This window comes from Lacticaseibacillus parahuelsenbergensis, assembly GCF_030770265.1.
GTDB lineage: Bacteria > Bacillota > Bacilli > Lactobacillales > Lactobacillaceae > Lacticaseibacillus > Lacticaseibacillus casei.
This window is the reverse complement of record NZ_CP132482.1, coordinates 1,996,829-2,015,317: the sequence shown is the minus strand read 5'-3', so window position 1 is coordinate 2,015,317 and position 18,489 is coordinate 1,996,829. Positions and strand designations below refer to the sequence as shown.

Sequence of the window (18,489 nt, the reverse complement as noted above, 5' to 3'; positions counted from 1 at the left end):
TTAGGGACAGCAGTTGTCTCTGTGGCCGTTTTTTGGTGCGGCGGTGTTTATGCCACTTTTCGCAGCCAAGCGACAGTTCATGCGGATATGGTATACTTGCTGATGAAACGATTTGTACCGGTGCTTAGTGAACACTTAGGTTGTAAACGCGCTCACACATTTTGCTGGCGCCGGTTTGCTCATAATAAAGGGGATAGCTCAATGACAGAAGCAATCGATTTGAAGGCCGGAATGGTCTTTGTTAAGGACGGCAAGTTGATTAAGGTTTTGGAATCGAATCATCATAAGCCAGGCAAGGGTAATACCGTGATGCAGATGAAGTTGTACGATGTGCGTTCCGGTGCCAACGTGACTACGACGATGCGGCCGAGTGAAAAGGTCGAAATTGCGATCATGGATCGTAAAAAGGCCACTTATCTGTATACGCAAGACGACACGGCTTATTTCATGGACAGCGATACTTATGAGCAGTATGAGGTTCCAACTGCCAGCATCGCGCGTGAGCTTAAGTATATGCTGCCAAATGTGCCGGTCGAAATTGAGTTCTATGGCGATGAAGTGATTGGCCTTGAGCTGCCGGGAACGGTTGAGCTTGAAGTTACCGACACGCAGCCAGCGGTTAAAGGCGGCACAGTGGCAGGAGGCGGCAAGCCAGCCACACTTGAAACTGGCTTAGTCGTTACCGTTCCCGATTTTGTTAAAGCCGGGGAAAAGATTTTGGTTACCACTGACACTGGTACTTACAAGGGTCGTGCCCAGAAGTAAATAGATTCAAATAACAAAGTGCGTCCAATCAAAATGGACGCTTTTTTGATGATCTGAAACAGTTGATTTGCTCGCAAATGGGAAGAGTGGTGCGCATGGTAACGTCGCCGGGCTGATTAATTGTAGCGATTAAACGATGGGCATAGAATACACTCGAAAGGGTGTGGGGACGATGGAGATGTCACGAGCGCAACGCATTAAAATTCTGATTGTTTTAGGGATGATGTCGTTACTGACGGCGTTGTCTGGATCGAGTACCAATCTGGCCATGCCCAGGATTTCCGAAGACTTGATGATTTCCAGTAGTGCGGCGACCTGGATTGTGTCCATTGGTCTCATCACGACAGCGGTTTTGTTGGTGATGTTTGGGCATATCGGCGATTTAGTCTCCAAGAATCTGGTCTTCCTGATTGGCGAAGTCGTGTTTATCGTTGGCTCACTTTTAACAGGGATCGCACCGACCTATCTGACTATCATGGCAGGTCGGGTGGTTCAGGCAGTTGGTTCGGCGATGATTATGGCCAATTCAATGGGCATCATTAGTCAGTATTTTCCAGACGCAAATCGCGCAGAAGCTCTTGCTGTGATCTCGATGTTCGTGTCGCTGGGATCGATTTCCGGCCCGGCATTCGGTGGTATCCTCATTACTTGGGCGAGTTGGCGCTGGATTTATTTGTTCAATGTACCGGTGGGAATCATGATTGTTTTGGCCGGTATGCGTTTGTTGCCGTTACGACGGCCAGCGCATGGTGAGATCAGGCGCGTCTGGCAACAAGCTAACTGGACCGGACAGAATCTGTTCACCGGTGGGATGATTTTGATGTTCGCCAGTGGTTACTGGCTGCAGCAGCCAAAACAGCTTTGGCTAGGTGTAGGCATTTTGGCAGGCGGCATTCTGTTGACGATTCTGGCATTTATTCAGGACCAACGCTCGCGCTCGCCATGGATTGCGCCGAGCATTATGCACAATCCCGACTATCTGATTTCCGTGAGTGTGCTGCTCATCGTGATGCTGGTCAATTCGGTATCGAATATTCTCCTCCCATTCTACCTGCAGAGTTACGGCGGCATTTCCGCGTTCGCCAGCGGCCTGTTGATGATGTTGCAGAGTGTCACAATGCTGATGATTACGCCATTTGCTGGTTGGCTGGCCGATCACTGGAATCGCTATTACCTGACGATTCTCGGCCTATTCGTCCTGATCATTTCGCAAATCGGGTATGCCAGTTATCCCGCCAAAATAACCATGGCGCCGATCATCTGGCCGATTGTTGCCAATGGTGCGGGTATGGCCTTGTTCCTGTCGCCGAATAACGCCTTAACCATGGGTGCCGTGGACAGCAGCCTCTCCGGGGTTGCCGGTTCCATGAACTCACTGGCTCGTACGATCGGGTTGACCATTGGCATCAGCTTCGGCGCTACCTTGCTATTTGCCCAGTTGCCTGGCGTGACCCGCATCTCGCCACAATCCGGTGAGCCATTTTTACACGCACTGGCTACGGTCTTTTGGTTGGCCACGTTGGTTTCCGTCGTCGGCCTGGTGATTGTGGTGTTCCGAAGCATCCGCAGCCGCAAAAATGGTAAGACACTCACTAATAATAAGTAATTACTTTGAAAATAATTAGCAAGAACTGAGCAACTGCCTTGGTTCTTGCTCTTTTTGTGAGCACATGACTAGCAAGCTGTTTGACAGAAGCGAAAATTATTCGAACAAAACAAACAATTTCATGAAAACTGGAAGAAATTATGCCAAAAGTGCGTGTTATTTAATATTTGGGTTGCTGCAGCTTCCAATATTGCAGCGAGTTTTCAATGTCACTCCTTGCCAGTGAGACAAACTTTGCTACTTCTGGATTTAATGCGCTATCTAAAACATTCGTATAAGCCTTGTACGATTTGTTATTTGATACCAGGCTTACTCTTTTTACGAGACATTTTCTGACATCGCGGTTTTTTTATCCAAAATTGAGGGTTTACTTATTTACATTAATGAGATTCTAATGTAAGGTAAGTTCAATCATTTTAGGAGGGAACAAGATGAAATTTAGAAAAACAATGGTTGCGGGCACAACAATTGCGCTCGCCGGGGTGTTAGCAGCCTGTGGTTCTAATTCAGCAAGCAGTAACGGCAAGTCCATTACGCGGATGGAATCTGATGTTATTTCCACGATGGATCCCTCAACCAACACGGACGTCATTGGTGGCCAAGCGTTGATTGATACGATGGATGGGTTATATCGCTATTCAGGCAATAAACTGAAACCGGCAATTGCCAAAAGCGAGCCAACGGTAACTGACGGCGGTAAAACCTACACCTTCAAGTTACGCAATGCTAAATGGAGCAACGGCGACCCGGTAACGGCTCAAGATTTTGTTTTTGCATGGCGACGGACGGTTGAGCCAAAGACCAAGTCGCAATACGCTTACTTATACTCCGGTGTGAAGAATGCCGATGATATTACGGCCGGCAAGAAAGCACCTAGCACGTTAGGCGTTCAGGCAGTTAACAAGACAACCTTGAAAGTCACCCTGGAACATCCGATTCCTTATTTGAAGACGATGTTGGTTAACCCGGCATTCTTCCCGCAAAATCAGAAGTTTGTTGAGAAAGCTGGTAAGAAATATGGGACGGCTTCTAAGTATCTCTTGTCCAATGGCCCTTACGAGTTGAAGAACTGGAACGGAACTGGTAACACTTGGAAGGAAACCAAGAACAAGACTTACTGGAACGCAAAGAACGTGCATATTGATACCATTAATGGCCAAGTGGTCAAGGATTCCCAGACGGCATTAAACCTGTATCAGTCCAAGAAGCTGGATCTTGCAACAAAGATTAGTGGACAACAGGCGGCTCAAGCCAAAACGATGGCAGATTATCGTGGGCTCAAGCAAAACGGAACTTTCTATCTTGAGTTAAACGAGAAGAAAGATCCGATTTTCAAGAATGCCAAGATTCGTCAGGCAATTTCCTTAGCCATCAATCGTAAAGAATACATCAAGAAAGTTCTTAATGATTCTTCAATTCCTGCCGCCAACGCAACACCAGAAGGTTTATTCACCAAAAACGGTCAAGACTTTGCCAAGGAAGCTGCGAAAAACGATGGGTCTGCTACCAAGTATGATCCGGCGAAAGCCAAGCAGCTTTGGACAGAAGGTTTGAAGGAAACTGGCCAGTCAGCACCGACCTTGGAACTATTAACCGATGATACGACTGGTGCTAAGCGTTCTGCAGAATACCTTCAGAGTGCTTTCCAACAAGCATTGCCAGGCTTTAAGGTCAATATTTCGACGGTGCCGTTCAAGACACGTCTATCACGAGCCCAAAACGGTCAGTTCGATATGGTTTACTCCGGTTGGAATGCTGATTTCCCAGATGCCATTTCCTTCTTGGATCTGTTCACCACTGACAACACTTATAACGATGGTAAGTGGTCTAACGCACAATATGATGCGTTAATCAAGCAGTCCAAGACAACGGATGCGACTAATCCGACTGCTCGTTGGAATACGTTGTTGAAAGCCCAAGAAATCCTGACCAAAGAACAGGGTGTTGTGCCACTGTATCAACGGGTTGAAACAACCTTGCAACGTAAGACAATTTCTAATTTGAAATACAACCCAACAGGTGCTTACGACTTCGTTAATGCAACGGTCAAGTGAGGATCGGCAGAAGCTAAGATGAGCTCAAACCTCATTTCTAGTACTGTGAGTTGTCGGCTCAATAACTAATTCTTCACAAACGGCGTTGTCACGTGTTTTGCGGCGGGACAACGCCGTTTGAGTAAAAACCCAAAAAACAGGAGTGAATCATGGCTAAATATATTTTAAAACGGATCGGCTTCCTGCTCCTGACACTGTTTCTTGTTGCTACCATTACTTTCTTCCTAATGAAGCTACTGCCGGGGACACCGTTTAATAACCCTAAGATCCCCGCAGATCAACTGGCAATTTTAAAGAAACAGTATGGACTGGATAAGCCGGTTTGGATGCAATATCTCACGTATATGGCAGGGATCACGCATGGTGACTTCGGGATGTCGTACCAGTATCCCGGTCAAACCGTGTCCGGCCTGATCGTTTCGCGAATGGGACCGTCACTGCAAATCGGTGCGCAAGCCATGGTTGTAGGCACGCTTGCTGGCATCGTGCTCGGTGCGATTGCGGCGATTCGGAAGAATACCTGGGTGGATGCCACCGCGACAATTTTCGCAATTCTCGGTCGGTCCATCCCTAACTTCGTGTTCGCTGCCTTGTTGCAACTGTTCGCTTATAAAACCGGTGCTTTCCCAGTCGCATTGTGGGGCGGATTTACGTACAGTATTTTACCGACGATCGCTCTTGCCATTGCACCACTGGCTCAGACGGCGCGGTTTATGCGTACCGAAATGGTGGATGTGCTGAGTTCGGACTATATCGAGCTCGCGCGGTCCAAAGGCGAATCACGCTGGCAGGTCGTTGCCAAGCATGCGCTGCGTAACTCCATGATTCCGATTGTTACCATCATCGGACCAATGGCGGTTGACTTGATGGTCGGCTCACTGGTTGTCGAGAATATTTTTGCGATCCCCGGCATTGGTGAACAATTCGTCAAGTCGATCACGACCAACGACTATCCGGTTATCATGGCTTTGGCAATTCTTTACAGTGCAATGTTGACCGTCATCATCTTAATCGTTGATATTCTCTACGGCTTCATTGATCCACGAATCCGACTGAGCGGGGAGGCAAACTAATGGCAACAACAAAATTAAGTCCAGACGCATTCAAGCATGTCAAAGTGAATACGGCTGAACAGGAACGCATTGCCAAGCCTGCGCTGACGTTCTCACAAGATGCGATGCGGCGATTGAAGAAGAACAAAGCCGCGCTCATCTCACTTTGGATCTTGATTATTATTGCGGTCATTTCGATTCTATCTTTGTGGCTGTCACCTTCGAATCCTAACAAGCAGAACCTGAACTATTCCAATTTGCCACCAAAATGGCCAGGCGTTGATTTGCCAGGATTAAACGGTTACCTGAATGGCCAAAATAAATACGCCGGCATGGGCAAAAATGTTTACTACCTGCTTGGCACGGATTACCTCGGCCGTGATCTGCTATCCCGTATTATGGTCGGCACCCGCGTTTCACTGTTCATCGGGATTGTCGCAACCTTCTTCGATCTGACCATCGGGGTTTTCTACGGCATCATCTCCGGATGGCGCGGCGGCATGACCGATACCTTGATGCAGCGTGTCATTGAAATCATCTCCAGTGTGCCAAACCTGGTTGTTGTTATCTTGATGCTGCAGGTGTTCAAGCCAGGGATGACGTCCATCATTTTGGCAATTGCGTTGACTGGCTGGGTCACCATGGCCCGCCTGATTCGGGCGCAAACACTGCAGTTAAAAGATCAGGAATTTGTCTTGGCGGCTAGAACACTTGGTGAATCGAGTGTCAAAATCGCGTTCAAGCATCTGATCCCGAACCTGAGCTCCATTATCATTATTCAGACCATGTTCACGATTCCAACGGCCATCTTCTTTGAAGCCTTCCTGAGTTACATCGGGATCGGGCTGCCAGCGCCAACTGCCAGTCTTGGGACGTTGTTATCCGATGGACAGAAGAACCTGCAAGTTCTACCATATCAACTGCTGTATCCGGCGATTGTCATCGTTGTCCTGATGCTAGCGTTTAACTTATTGGCTGATGGCTTGCGCGATGCTTTTGATCCGCGTAGTGAACATTAGGAGGTGGCAAAATGACTAAAATTCTGGAAGTTAAAGATTTGGAAATCGACTTTGCCACTTATGCCGGACCGGTGCACGCGATTCGGGATGTCAGTTTTGACCTTAACAAAGGCGAAACGCTGGCGATTGTTGGCGAGTCTGGTTCCGGGAAATCCGTTACCGTGCGTACCGTGATGGGGTTGTTGGCGCCCAATGCCAAAATTACCCACGGCGAAGTGCTCTTTGATGGCGTCGATATTCTCAAAAAGTCCGAGAAACAGCTGAATGCCATGCGCGGCAATGATGTTGCCATGATTTTTCAAGATCCGATGACATCGTTGGATCCGACCATGACCATCGGCAAACAGGTGGCTGAGCCATTAATGCTGCACAACAAGATTAGCGAATCCGACGCCTTGAAAGAAGCAGAACGTGTGCTCGAACTGGTCGGCATCAAGGACGCAGGTGGCCGATTGAAAGATTACCCGCATCAATTCTCCGGCGGCCAACGCCAACGGATCGTCATTGCGATTGCGATCATCAATCATCCGCAAATCCTGTTAGCCGATGAACCGACAACAGCGCTGGACGTGACGATTCAGGCACAGATCATTCATCTGTTAAAAGAAATCCAGTCCAAAATCGATACGTCAATCATTTTCATCACTCATGACCTCGGCGTTGTTGCCGGGATTGCTGATCGCGTGGCGGTTATGTATGCCGGTAAAATTGTCGAATACGGCACCGTTGACGAAATCTTTTACAATGCCCAGCATCCGTATACTTGGGGCCTGCTGGAAGCAATGCCGACACTGGAAACAAAGAGTGATCGGCTGTACGCAATTCCCGGTACACCACCGGATTTGCTTGATCCGCCAAAAGGAGACGCGTTTGCTCCGCGTAATCCGTATGCGATGGCCATTGATCTTGAACAGGAACCGCCTTTCTTCAAGATCTCGCCAACGCATTCAGCTGCGACCTGGCTGTTAGCGCCGGGTGCGCCGAAAGTGGAGTTGCCCCCGGAAATCGCGCGGCGGCATGCACTGTGGGCAAGCAAGCATCCAAACGAAAAGGTGGTGAACTGACATGGCCGACGATAAGAAAAAAGTCCTTGTTTCCGTTAAGCATCTGGTTCAAACGTTTAACGCCGGCAAGAAAGACGAAGTTAAAGCGATTCAGGATATTTCGTTTGATATCTACGAAGGCGAAACGCTTGGCCTTGTTGGCGAATCCGGTTCCGGGAAAACCACGACCGGCCGTGCCATCATTCGGCTGTACGATCCAACGAGTGGCGAAATTCTGTACAACGGCCAGGACATCGCCAAGCTCAAAAATGGTTCCAAGCAGATGTTGGCTTTCCGCCGGGACACACAGATGATTTTCCAGGATCCGTATGCATCGTTGAATCCGCGGATGAAAGTCAAAGATATCATTGCAGAAGGCATCGACATCCACCATCTTGCCAAGGACAAGGCGGATCGCGATCACCAAGTCGAACAGTTGCTGGAAGAAGTTGGCTTGAACGCCGACCATGCGACCCGTTATCCCCATGAATTCTCCGGCGGTCAACGCCAGCGGATCGGCATTGCCCGAGCGCTTGCGGTGCAGCCTAAGTTTATTATCGCGGACGAACCGATCAGTGCGCTGGACGTGTCCATTCAGGCTCAGGTGGTTAACTTGCTGAAGGACATTCAGGATCGCCAAGGGCTGACCTATCTGTTCATTGCCCATGATCTGTCGATGGTGAAGTATATTTCCGATCGCATTGCGGTCATGCACTATGGCCGTCTGGTCGAACTGGCCAGTGCCGACGAAGTTTATTCCCATCCGCTTCATCCGTACACGAAGAGCCTGCTGTCCGCCATTCCTGTCCCTGACCCAGATGTCGAGCGAAAGCGTATCCCGATTCCATACGACGCCAGCAAGGTCGAAGGTGACAACAAGCAACGTAAAATGGTCGAGGTTTATCCCGATCATTACATCTTTGCCGCTGACGACGAGGTGGCAGCGTACAAGGCTGAGGCTGAAGAGGACCATAAGACGCCAGCTGGGACAGCTGCGGACTAAAAAAATGCATTTTCACTTGCGCCAGTCTTGTCTGCGGCAAGTCTTATTAAAGTGGCGTTTGATTTATAAAAGTCGGGAGCACGTAAAAGTGTTGCCGGCTTTTTGGCGTGAGCAGGAATGACTTAGAAATCGGTATGTAAGTTAATCGCAAGGACGTGGGTTCGCCGGTTTACGTAGCTTTTGCAATTGTGAGCGCGCTAATACGGCATCCCGAAACTTGTTAACATTCGCTAAATATTGCCAAGGCTGAATCGAATTTTGACTTCAAGATGGCGCTTTCTGGTCGCGGGTCTGCTACACTATCCTCAAAGGAAGTGTGCAAGGAATGACCAAGTTTTATTTTGTGCGGCATGGACAGACCGAGACGAATCTGGCACGCCGCTTTAACGGTGGGCGTACTGACACGCCGCTGACGCCGTCTGGCCGCGCTGGGGCGATGGCAGTGGGACGTTTTTTTGAAACAACTGGGTTTGCTGGTATTTATGCCAGTCCGATGCCGCGGGCACAAACCACCGCAAAGCTGATTGTGGCTCAAAGCAAGGTGGCGCAACCGGCGATCATCACCGAAGAAGATTTACGTGAAGTCGATTTGGGACAGTGGGATGGTCGACCTTTGGCAAAGGTCCAAGATGATCCCCAAATCGATAATTATTATCATAACCTGCAGGCATTTGATTATAAACGAATCGGCGCTGAGTCGTTTGAGCATGCGTTGACTCGCGGACGGCGCGTGATCACGCGAATTTATGACCAACATCCAGATGGCAAGGTGCTCGTGGTTGCTCATGGCTTGCTGGGGATGCTGCTGCTGAGCACTTATCTTGGCGCAGACCTCAACAACGCTCGCGATGAAATGGCCATGCCACCGAATAATAGTATCAGCGAAATCGATACTGATGACGGCGAAGAATTTACCCGCGGCACCTTGTGGGCATTTGTCCCGAGCGCGTTATAGAACACGAAGGATCAGTTAATCATTTGTCCCCGCCGGAATGTGCTCTTTTTTCCCGCTTATCAAGCCAATATTTGGCGCTTCCCCCACGTGAGCGCTTACAATAGTAGTGGAGATGTATTGGCGCGTTAATGTGGGGTTCGTACACCAGCGTTGTGTGAGAATAGGCCGTCTTTAGATTATTAAATAATAATATAAAATCTTTTGATGGTCGCTCGTTTCATTTAATGTTAAAGCATAACGCCGTACATTAAAGGTGGGGGACATGATGTTAGATAATATCGGAAAATTAGTACATCAACAACGCCGTAGTTTGAACCTGACGATTGAAAAGCTGGCCGAGCGTTCGGGGGTCTCAGTAAGTCTGATATCCCGTATGGAACGCGGTGATGTCAACAACATCAGCGTTAAGAAGTTGACTGACATTGCACAAGCCTTAGACATGGAGGTCGGTGACTTCTTTATCGCACCGGAAATGAGCGACATCAATACGTTAGCGTTGGTGAAGTACTTGACTGGCTTGCCGGAAACCGAGCGAGCACGCGTTTCCGAGGTACTCATGCAGGTGATTAATCTTTGAGTGCGGTCATAGGTTGAAAATACGCCAGTTGCGGTTAAGTGGCTGGGTAATTAGAAAATCGGTGCTAGCGGCAATTGTTGCTAGCACCGATTTTCTTTGTTGTTGATTGGCAGCGTGCAGGTAGTGTCAAAAGGATGAGCGCTCTTGATGGCCGTTCCCCCAATCAGGCATTTTGTGCTCGGGGCTGTTCGCTAATCAAAAAATCGCGTATACTTAGTGCACTGAATTCACATCCAAGGTAGCTAGCTAAGCCACACATGGGCTGTGGGCTGCCTGCCAAGTAAAAAGGAGGAAATAACTTCATGACATTCGAAGCAGTTTTACCATCACTGAAAAAAGGCAAGAAAGCCGTTCGGACTGGCTGGGAAGGCACCGAGTTGTATGTTCAGCTAGTTCCGGAAGGCAAATTTGAAGGTGACACGTTAAATCCGTATTTTCTGATCAAAACCGCGGATGAAGCGTTCAGCTTGTGGTCACCGACTGACTGTGACATTCTCGCTGAAGACTGGCAACTTGTTGACGCATGATAGCATTCGATTTTAGCGGTAAAACCGTTGTCGTGACTGGTGCGGCGTCAGGCATCGGTGCGGCTCAGGCAGCGGCATTTACAGCGGCGGGCGCGCGGGTTATTGGCGTCGATCTTCAGCCGATGACTGGGCTAGCCGTCACCATTCAGGCAGATGTCAGTAAGGCCGCGACAGCAGAAAACATCGCTCGTGACTATGCGCCCGACATTGTCTGCAACACGGCGGGCATTCTGGATGGCTACCAAGAAGTTACCGCCACCGATCTGGCAACCTGGCAACATATTCTCGATGTCGACCTCACTAGCCAGTTCCTGATGATCAAGGCACTGTTGCCGGGAATGCTCAAGCGTGGGCACGGCATTTTTATCAACATGAGCTCCATCGCCGGACTGGTCGGTGGCGGCGGAGGCGTGGCGTACACAGCCGCCAAGCACGCCGTTATCGGGCTCACCAAGCAGTTAGACCTCGACTACGCCGCAAAAGGCATTCGCGCCAACGCCTTAGCGCCAGGCGCCATCGACACGCCCATGAACGCGGCTGACTTCGCCGGTGATGGCAAAATGGCCACGTGGGTAGCTGAGGAAACGCCGGCCAAGCGCTGGGCCAAACCAGAAGAAGTCGCCCAGTTATCCCTTTTTCTGGCCAGCGATGCCGCCGATTACATTCACGGCACCGTCATTCCTATTGACGGCGGTTGGTTAGAAAAGTAAACTTGAAACATTGTTAAGATGATGTTAATTGAATCGGAAGCGCACACCGCTTCCACGACGATACTTATTTCCTTTGATCGTCGTTATTACTGGCAAAGCCACAAAGGAGAACAATATGCAAACAACATCAATGTCCCATCGTTCAATCGTCAGTCTCACCAAAACCGCGATCGTCGCCGCAATTTATGTGGTCATGACCCTGATGCTCAGCCCGCTAAGCTTCGGGGTCGTACAAGTCCGGTTCTCCGAGATGCTCAACTACACGGCGCTCTTCAATCGCCGGTACGTCTGGGCGGTTACGTTGGGTGTTTTTTTGGCCAATTTAGCCTCGCCAACCGCACTACTCGACGTACCAGTCGGCACACTAGGCACTCTTGTCTTCATCGTGATCAGTCGCTGGGCAGCCAAATTCGTCCATCAAAAATGGGCCAAATTCGCCATCATGGGTGTGCTCTTCGCCTTTTCGATGTTCACAGTCGCCGGCGAGCTCACAATCATGAGCAAGGTACCATTCTGGGCCTCCTACGCCACCATTGCGCTAGGTGAGGCAGTCTCAATGGCAGTCGGCGGCGTTGTGATGATGGTGCTGACACGGTATGTGGATTTGGATAAGTAAACTAAGCTGAAAACAGCTGGCTAGCGATGTGAAGCAAAAAGATCACACTGATCGCCAGCAAATTTAAGAATCAATCAAAAATAACACCGAGAAGATTTCCGTCGTCTCGGTGTTATTTTTAAAATTGAGGCTTATGTGAAACACGCCTGTAGGTAAAAACAGATGGCACGCTACTTCTTAAGCGTCTGCATGACATCCTTGGCAATCAACGTGTAATAATGCACACGTCCGGCATCGTTAGGGTGAACCCCGTCGTCGGCAAACCAGTCATCATTGCCGCCAGCCAGATAATACCAGTCAATCACATGCAGATTGCTATGCGACTTAGCCGCCGAATGAATCAACTTATTCACCGGGTCAATCCACGCTTTACCCGGCGCATACGCTGTCACCCAAAAGACTTGGCGATTGCTGCCCAGCTGGTCCAAAATGCCATTAATGTCCGATTCCGTCATCGGACCATTCGTACCAAGGCTAATCACGACAGTATCATCTAACTTGCCTTCGGACTTGAGTTGACTGATAATCGCGGGCGCTGCCTGCACTTGCCGGCCAACTTCGGCATCAATCGACATCTTCGGGAACAACACCTTGAGGTAAGCCGAACTACCTAGCATGACCGAGTCGCCAATGGCTGTGACAGGTAAGTCCTTAGCCGCTGTGATATCGCTATCGGTTAGCCCAAAAAGTCGGTACTGATTCAGCACCTTCTCTTTTTTGACTTTAGCTTTGGAATCGTTTTGAATGCGTTGACGCGTCTGCTGGTTAACGGCAATCGCCTGTTCAGATTGATAGTGGCGGAAATAAAAGAAGCCACCAACGCCGGCAATCAACAAACCTAACGCGATACACAATATCCAGTCCCGCAAACGCAGCGTATGTTTTTTCATGATCAGTAAGCCCCCAAAAGTTACGTTGCTTTTATTTTAAACTAAAATCCAGATGAGTCTGGTTACAAGTTAGGGTCATTCTGGCGGGTTTGGGGGAAATTGTAAAGAGATTGTAATAAAAGCGACTATATGTTGTCACAGGGCTAAAAGTTGTGTCTATTCAAGGCATGCCCTTTTACAGACAAATTTTCAAGACGATTTCTTACTCTAAAAATTGGGTAGACTTTAGTGACCATGCTAGGGTATTATTCTTTGGAGTGGAGTTTTAAAAACTTTGAAAAGAAGTGGCTGCGCTGTGGGCAGTCTTTTTTTGATTAAGGTAACTATTTTTGAATTAGGTGGGGAAGAAGTTCATGAACAAACAATTTGACTTTTCACAACTGTGGAACGTTTTTAAACGCAGCTTTATCCCAATGATCATCTTTGGGATTATTGGAATGGCAGTTGCATATTTTGGAGCACAGACATTTATTGCGCCTAAATATGAATCAGATACGTCTTTGCTTGTTAATCGCAAACAAGATAATGATCCGAATATGCAATTGAATGCCCAACAGGCTGATATCCAGCTAATCAATACTTATAAGGATATTCTGACACGTCCGGTAGTTCTACAAGCTGTTGCTGATGATTTAACAAGTCCTCGCAAGGTTATGGTAAAAAAACCAACGAAGGCAGTTTATGGTACGCGATATAATGCCACAACAGGTTTAAGAGAACAATATGTTACAAAAAAAGCTCAACCTGCCAAATATAAATTGGAACCAGCTCGTTATTCGAACATTTCTGCAGATGATCTCGCAAAGATGGTTTCGGTTTCCACCCAACAAAACTCACAAGTATTCACTGTGAGTGTGAGAGATGCAAACCCTGTTAGGGCACGAGACATAGCTAACGAAATTGCAAAGGTGTTCGAAAAAAAGATTGCCACTATCATGAGTATTTCAAATGTGTCAGTTGTTTCAAAAGCGACAGCTAACTCTAATCCAGTCTCGCCGCGATTAAAGATTTTTGCATTAGTAGGCTTGTTTTTAGGAGTTCTTATTGCATTTGCTTGGGGACTGATTCGTGAGTTGACAGATAGAACAATTAAAAATGTCGATTTCATTACTGATGAATTGGGATTAGTTAATTTGGGCGTTGTCAATTATGTTCGGCATATGAAAGATATGGGGCAAGCTATTGAGGATGTAAAACAAAGTCACAGAGATGATCCAGAACCGGAGGGCCTGAGCTCTTCTAGTTTTCCACAACGTAGTCGACGTCGAATCTAAGGGGGAAGAAGAAAAGATGAACTGGTCGTTAAAAAATGTTTTACATCCTCATCGAGAAGATCATGAGACTCAAAAAAATGGTGTGATGTTGGTAACATTTGCCGAACCAAAGCATGTTGTTTCGGAACAATTTCGGACTGTCCGCACCAACATTGAATTTGCAGGAGCTGCCTTAAATCGTTGTCAGGTTGTAATGTTTACATCTTCAGCAATGTCGGAAGGTAAATCGACAGTATCTGCTAATGTAGCTGTGACGTGGGCACAGTCTGGGAAGAAAGTGTTGTTAATAGATGCGAATTTACGTCGTCCGACCGTACATGCGACGTTTAGAAAGCTGAATCTTGATGGGGTTACGACTATATTAACGGGGAAAGCTGCCCCGGAGGACGTGGTTGAGGATACATTCGTTGAGAACCTGGATGTTCTAACTTCAGGACCTATACCACCAAATCCTTCCGAGCTGTTAAACTCTGGAAAAATGGGAGGCATCTTAAAATGGGCTAGAGATGCGTACGATATCATTGTCTTAGATGCTCCACCAATTTTAGCGGTTTCAGATGTACAAGTTTTAGTACCAAGAACCGACGGGGTGGTTATAGTTGCTAATATTGGAAAGACCACAAAAGAGGATTTAAAACGTACAGTTGAAGTCTTAAAGCTTGCCAAGGCAAAAATTCTCGGTTGTGTTGAACGCGTTAGAACTAAGCATGGTGATCGTGGTTATGGGTATGGTTATGGCTACGGGTACGAAAACGACAATAGCTAATCTGATTTTTAAATCTTAAGGAGAGTTAAGTTAGTTAACATTTAGAAACATAGGTCTTATTTGCGTGGTTTGGAATGAGTTTAGAAATATGAATTACTTTGACAAAATTGGGTTTTGGGGTGACCTTCGTAATGAAACAAAGCAGGAAGTTAAGAATCGCTGTATTGGTTGCGACATACAATGGTGAGAGGTTTATCGAACAGCAACTTGATAGCATTCTTAAGCAAAAAGGCATCACTAATTACGATTACCAAGTTTTTGTTTATGATGATGGTTCACAGGATGGCACAGGCAAGATTTTAAGGAAATATGGTGATGACATTCGAATCATTCCAAAAGATCCAAAATATCAAGGTATTAAGAGTGCTATTTATTCGCTTTTACACCAAGTTGAAGCGGATATTTATTACTTTTCAGATCAAGATGATGTTTGGGCACCTGATAAGGTGATTCAAATGCAGTCGGCATGGAAAAAATTAAAGCAAACGGAACCTGGCGGCGTATATTCGGATCTTTTACTTGTTGATGGTCAAAACCACACTCTGGGGAAAACAATGATGAGTGCGAATGGATGGGGTTCGGATGAAGAGCGGGATCTTTCTTTTCTAATTCTGAATCCAAGAGTGACTGGTGCAGCTTTTTCGATTAATCGAGCAGCGAGAGACCTAGTACTTCAATTGCCAAAATCGGAGTTTCTGAAAGTTACAATGCATGATTCATTTCTTGCCTTACTTACAAGTTCATTTAATAACTTGGCTTTTTTGCCGAAACCTTTAGTTCGGTACCGGCAACATGGGAGCAATCAGATTGGTGCAAAGCGAACGATTTGGCAAGAAATCAACGTTTTAAAACGGTTGGCATCTCTGCAAAAGCGATTAGAAGATATTGCGATTCTTCAAGAGCTAATATCAGAGCTTCCTACTTCAGTGCAAAGCAGAGTTAAAATTTATGCCAATTTTGCAATGAGGAAAAATCCCTTTACTCGAATTGCTTTGGTTCTAAAAAACAGGGTGTGCTGGGAACACACACCTATTTTAAAAATTTTAATCATTCTGTTTACTGGTGTTTCTGCAAGGAGAATTCTTTAAAATGAGAATTGCGTTTATATTACCTACCTTCTCTCGGCATCCAGTTGGTGGTTATCAAATGGTTTATAAGTATGCTAATGCTTTGGTATCCCGAGGCTGGCACGTTGATGTTTATTATTTGGCAGAAAGATATGTAGTGACGCCCCTAATTTGGGGAGACTTTAAGATGGTTACAAAAAGAGTTGTTGAACGTTTCAACAAAAACAGGCTTAAATTGGACTGGTTTGAATTAGATCCTAGGGTCTCTGAACATTTCCATCAATTAGGGCCAATAAGCGAGTCATACGATTGTATTATCGCCACAGCAGCTGAGACAGCAAGATTTGTTGTTGATCAAAGTCCTCGCCAAGGTCAAAAGTATTATTTCATTCAAGCGCTGGAGGATTGGATACAAGGTGGTGAAAAGAGGGTATTTTCAACGTATACGTTACCACTACATAAAATAGTGGTCGCAAATTGGCTGGAAAAATTGATTTTTAAAAAAACGGGTCAGCACAGTGATGTTATACCAAATTCCATTGATACAACCGAGTTTTACCCCTCTCATTCATTAACAAATCGAAAAAATCAAGTAGCGATACTTAACCACATATTACCCGATAAAAACACAAAATTCGGAGTAGAGGTTCTAAAAAAGGTTAAGGAAGAGATACCTGATTTGGAAGTTCTTATGTTTGGCGTTCCTCAAAGGCCAAGTGATTTGCCCAGTTATTTTCATTATTTTCGAGCAGCAAACGTTGAACAATTAAGAGATCAGATTTATGGAAGAGCTAAGATTTACCTCATGCCTGCTAAAAAGGAAGGGTGGGGGTTGACTGGTATGGAAGCGATGGCATGCGGTGCAGCTCTTGTTGCAACTGAGAGTAATGGTATTAAAGAGTACGGAAAGAATGGAACCAATGCATTGCTGCTACCGGTTGATGATGAAGCGGCCTTTGTTGATAGTATTATTAAGCTTTTCAAGGATGAAAACAAACGCCTTGACCTTGTTAGTGCGGGTCTTCATGACATTAAGAACTTTTCTCTAGAGAAATCGACAAATGAGTTGATGACAATACTACAAAAAACAAAAAGGGATCTTAGTTAAATCACGGGGGACTAATTATTTATGCCGAAACAAATGGGAACTTCTACACAAGCTGTGCTATGGAGTTATATAGGGACCTTCTTTTCACTATCAAGTGGGTTCCTTATGCTCCCATTTATCCTGTTGAAGCTTTCTGGCAACGATTTAGGACTATGGTATGTTTTTCTGGGCATTAACGGTTTATTAGTTCTTTTTGACTTTGGCTTTGCACCTACCTTTGCTAGAAACTTTGCTTATATATGGAGTGGAGCTAAAAAACTGTCGCGACAAGGAATGGCTGAGCAAACTGAGGGAGAAGTCGACTCGAATTTATTTAGGCTTCTCTACCAGTCTTGCAAAGTTTTATACTTGGTCCTGAGTGTAATAGCACTTGTTTTGTTGTTAAGTGTTGGATCTTTGTATATAGCTCATATAACTGCCAATTTTTCTGGTGAACATTACTTGACTGCGTGGATTGTTATGTGTCTGTCCTTTTTTCTTAATTTATACTTTGATTATTACGCTAGCATTTTACGTGGGATTAATGAAATCAAATCCATCAACGTCGCTCTTGTCATTTCAAAAGTGTCTCAGATTTCAATTTCTGGAATACTTCTAATGATGGGTATTGGGGTATTAGGCGCAGTCCTCGGATTTTTAGCGCAAGGACTCATTTTTAGACAATATTGCAAAGCTACTTTTTTTAAAAATATAGAAGTACAGCGAATATTCCGACAGACTAAAAGTGATGTTCAACTCAAAGCGGTTCTAGATACAATTCGCACAGTATTGCCAAACTCAGTTAAAGATGGCTTCGTTTCAATTGCCAATTATGCAGCGACACAAGGAAGTTCGCTTATCATTTCACTGAAGGTATCGTTAACGGTTGTAGGACATTACTCGCTTGTTTTACAATTGATAAATGCTGTGGCTAGTGTGGCCGTCGCTATTAATAACGCATATTTGCCAACTATTCAAAATCGTATGGTTTCACGAGCAAAAGAGAGTCTTCAAATAATCATTGGACGTTGCCAAATAGCTTATATCTCAGTCTTTCTTGGCGGTTCGTTGGGCGTATACTTTGTAGTCATGCCAATTGTGGGATTTTTAAGGCCAGGATTTTCTTTCTCTGTCATAACGTTCTTGCTTATGATCATCTATTATTTCTTGTTTAATCAGCAATCTGGCTATGCGACTTATATTGCAGCTGCTAATGAAATCCCTTATGCTAAAGCTTTTGTCGTGAGTTCAGTCATATCGGTTGTATTAATCTTTATCTCTTTGCAATTTTTCCCAAACAATCTAACATTAGTCATTGTAGCTCAAATTCTTGCGCAGGCTTGTTTTAATAATTGGTATTGGTTGCGGTATTTTTATAAGCGAGAAGGTTTTACGTTTGTTAGAACTCTCAACATCGGACTTAGTAGTTGGATTAAAACGATTTTGAGAGCATAGTTGTGTTATAGAGCGAAAGGAAG

The 18,489-nt window shown here is 46.0% G+C and carries 18 protein-coding genes and 1 riboswitch; of the genes, 17 read left to right on the top strand and 1 reads right to left on the bottom strand.

The window, feature by feature from the left end:
- Positions 1 to 201: 201 nt before the first annotated feature.
- From efp to LACPH_RS09390, 12 genes are all read left to right on the top strand, one after another.
- Positions 202 to 765, top strand: a complete 564-nt coding sequence (efp, locus tag LACPH_RS09445) for an elongation factor P (protein WP_010491634.1) — start codon at positions 202 to 204, stop codon at positions 763 to 765.
- 172 nt (positions 766 to 937) lie between these two features.
- Positions 938 to 2,371 (top strand): MFS transporter, encoded by a 1,434-nt coding sequence (locus tag LACPH_RS09440; RefSeq protein WP_306386766.1) that lies wholly within the window; start codon positions 938 to 940, stop codon positions 2,369 to 2,371.
- A gap of 431 nt (positions 2,372 to 2,802) precedes the next feature.
- Positions 2,803 to 4,425, top strand: a complete 1,623-nt coding sequence (locus LACPH_RS09435; protein ID WP_049169257.1) for a peptide ABC transporter substrate-binding protein — start codon at positions 2,803 to 2,805, stop codon at positions 4,423 to 4,425.
- Positions 4,426 to 4,574: 149 nt separating this feature from the next.
- The gene (gene opp3b / locus LACPH_RS09430; protein WP_010491629.1) at positions 4,575 to 5,498 is read left to right on the top strand and encodes an oligopeptide ABC transporter permease; all 924 of its coding nucleotides are present in this window, start codon (positions 4,575 to 4,577) and stop codon (positions 5,496 to 5,498) included.
- Positions 5,498 to 6,496 (top strand): ABC transporter permease, encoded by a 999-nt coding sequence (locus LACPH_RS09425; RefSeq protein ID WP_025012999.1) that lies wholly within the window; start codon positions 5,498 to 5,500, stop codon positions 6,494 to 6,496. The genes opp3b and LACPH_RS09425 overlap by 1 nt, the downstream gene beginning before the upstream one ends.
- Before the next feature lie 11 nt (positions 6,497 to 6,507).
- A complete protein-coding gene (locus tag LACPH_RS09420) occupies positions 6,508 to 7,560 on the top strand; it encodes an ABC transporter ATP-binding protein (RefSeq protein ID WP_010491625.1) in 1,053 nt (350 codons plus the stop codon).
- Position 7,561: 1 nt separating this feature from the next.
- Positions 7,562 to 8,542, top strand: coding sequence for an ABC transporter ATP-binding protein (locus tag LACPH_RS09415; protein ID WP_049169261.1), 981 nt, complete (start codon positions 7,562 to 7,564; stop codon positions 8,540 to 8,542).
- Positions 8,543 to 8,867: 325 nt separating this feature from the next.
- On the top strand, positions 8,868 to 9,497 hold the full coding sequence (locus LACPH_RS09410; RefSeq protein ID WP_306386765.1) for a histidine phosphatase family protein: 630 nt from the start codon (positions 8,868 to 8,870) through the stop codon (positions 9,495 to 9,497).
- A gap of 265 nt (positions 9,498 to 9,762) precedes the next feature.
- Positions 9,763 to 10,074 carry a helix-turn-helix domain-containing protein gene (locus tag LACPH_RS09405; RefSeq protein WP_010491620.1) on the top strand — a complete coding sequence of 104 codons (312 nt, stop codon included), beginning with the start codon at positions 9,763 to 9,765 and terminating at the stop codon, positions 10,072 to 10,074.
- A 302-nt stretch (positions 10,075 to 10,376) separates the two neighbouring features.
- The gene (locus tag LACPH_RS09400) at positions 10,377 to 10,601 is read left to right on the top strand and encodes a DUF2829 domain-containing protein (RefSeq protein WP_025013754.1); all 225 of its coding nucleotides are present in this window, start codon (positions 10,377 to 10,379) and stop codon (positions 10,599 to 10,601) included.
- The gene (locus LACPH_RS09395) at positions 10,598 to 11,311 is read left to right on the top strand and encodes a 3-oxoacyl-ACP reductase (RefSeq protein WP_306386764.1); all 714 of its coding nucleotides are present in this window, start codon (positions 10,598 to 10,600) and stop codon (positions 11,309 to 11,311) included. The genes LACPH_RS09400 and LACPH_RS09395 overlap by 4 nt, the downstream gene beginning before the upstream one ends.
- 19 nt (positions 11,312 to 11,330) lie before the next feature.
- A riboswitch (PreQ1 riboswitch) is annotated at positions 11,331 to 11,429 on the top strand.
- Entirely contained in the window at positions 11,427 to 11,927 is a 501-nt protein-coding gene (locus LACPH_RS09390) for a QueT transporter family protein (RefSeq protein ID WP_306386763.1), read from the top strand. It overlaps the preceding riboswitch by 3 nt.
- Positions 11,928 to 12,097: 170 nt before the next feature.
- Here the strand turns inward: LACPH_RS09390 and LACPH_RS09385 are convergent, their stop codons facing one another.
- Positions 12,098 to 12,817, bottom strand: a complete 720-nt coding sequence (locus LACPH_RS09385) for an acyltransferase (protein WP_151466730.1) — start codon at positions 12,815 to 12,817, stop codon at positions 12,098 to 12,100.
- 353 nt (positions 12,818 to 13,170) lie between these two features.
- Between LACPH_RS09385 and LACPH_RS09380 the strand changes: the two genes are divergently transcribed.
- The 5 genes from LACPH_RS09380 to wzx all read left to right on the top strand — a co-directional run bounded on the left by LACPH_RS09380 (position 13,171) and on the right by wzx (position 18,466).
- Positions 13,171 to 14,091, top strand: coding sequence for a YveK family protein (locus tag LACPH_RS09380; RefSeq protein ID WP_306386762.1), 921 nt, complete (start codon positions 13,171 to 13,173; stop codon positions 14,089 to 14,091).
- A 16-nt stretch (positions 14,092 to 14,107) separates the two neighbouring features.
- Positions 14,108 to 14,857, top strand: a complete 750-nt coding sequence (locus tag LACPH_RS09375) for a CpsD/CapB family tyrosine-protein kinase (protein WP_306386761.1) — start codon at positions 14,108 to 14,110, stop codon at positions 14,855 to 14,857.
- Positions 14,858 to 14,955: 98 nt separating this feature from the next.
- The gene (locus LACPH_RS09370; RefSeq protein ID WP_306386760.1) at positions 14,956 to 15,945 is read left to right on the top strand and encodes a glycosyltransferase family 2 protein; all 990 of its coding nucleotides are present in this window, start codon (positions 14,956 to 14,958) and stop codon (positions 15,943 to 15,945) included.
- Position 15,946: 1 nt separating this feature from the next.
- Complete coding sequence (locus tag LACPH_RS09365) at positions 15,947 to 17,032, top strand: glycosyltransferase family 4 protein (protein ID WP_306386759.1); 1,086 nt, start codon at positions 15,947 to 15,949, stop codon at positions 17,030 to 17,032.
- Between the two features lie 21 nt (positions 17,033 to 17,053).
- A complete protein-coding gene (wzx, locus tag LACPH_RS09360) occupies positions 17,054 to 18,466 on the top strand; it encodes an O-unit flippase-like protein (protein ID WP_306386758.1) in 1,413 nt (470 codons plus the stop codon).
- Positions 18,467 to 18,489: the final 23 nt, after the last annotated feature.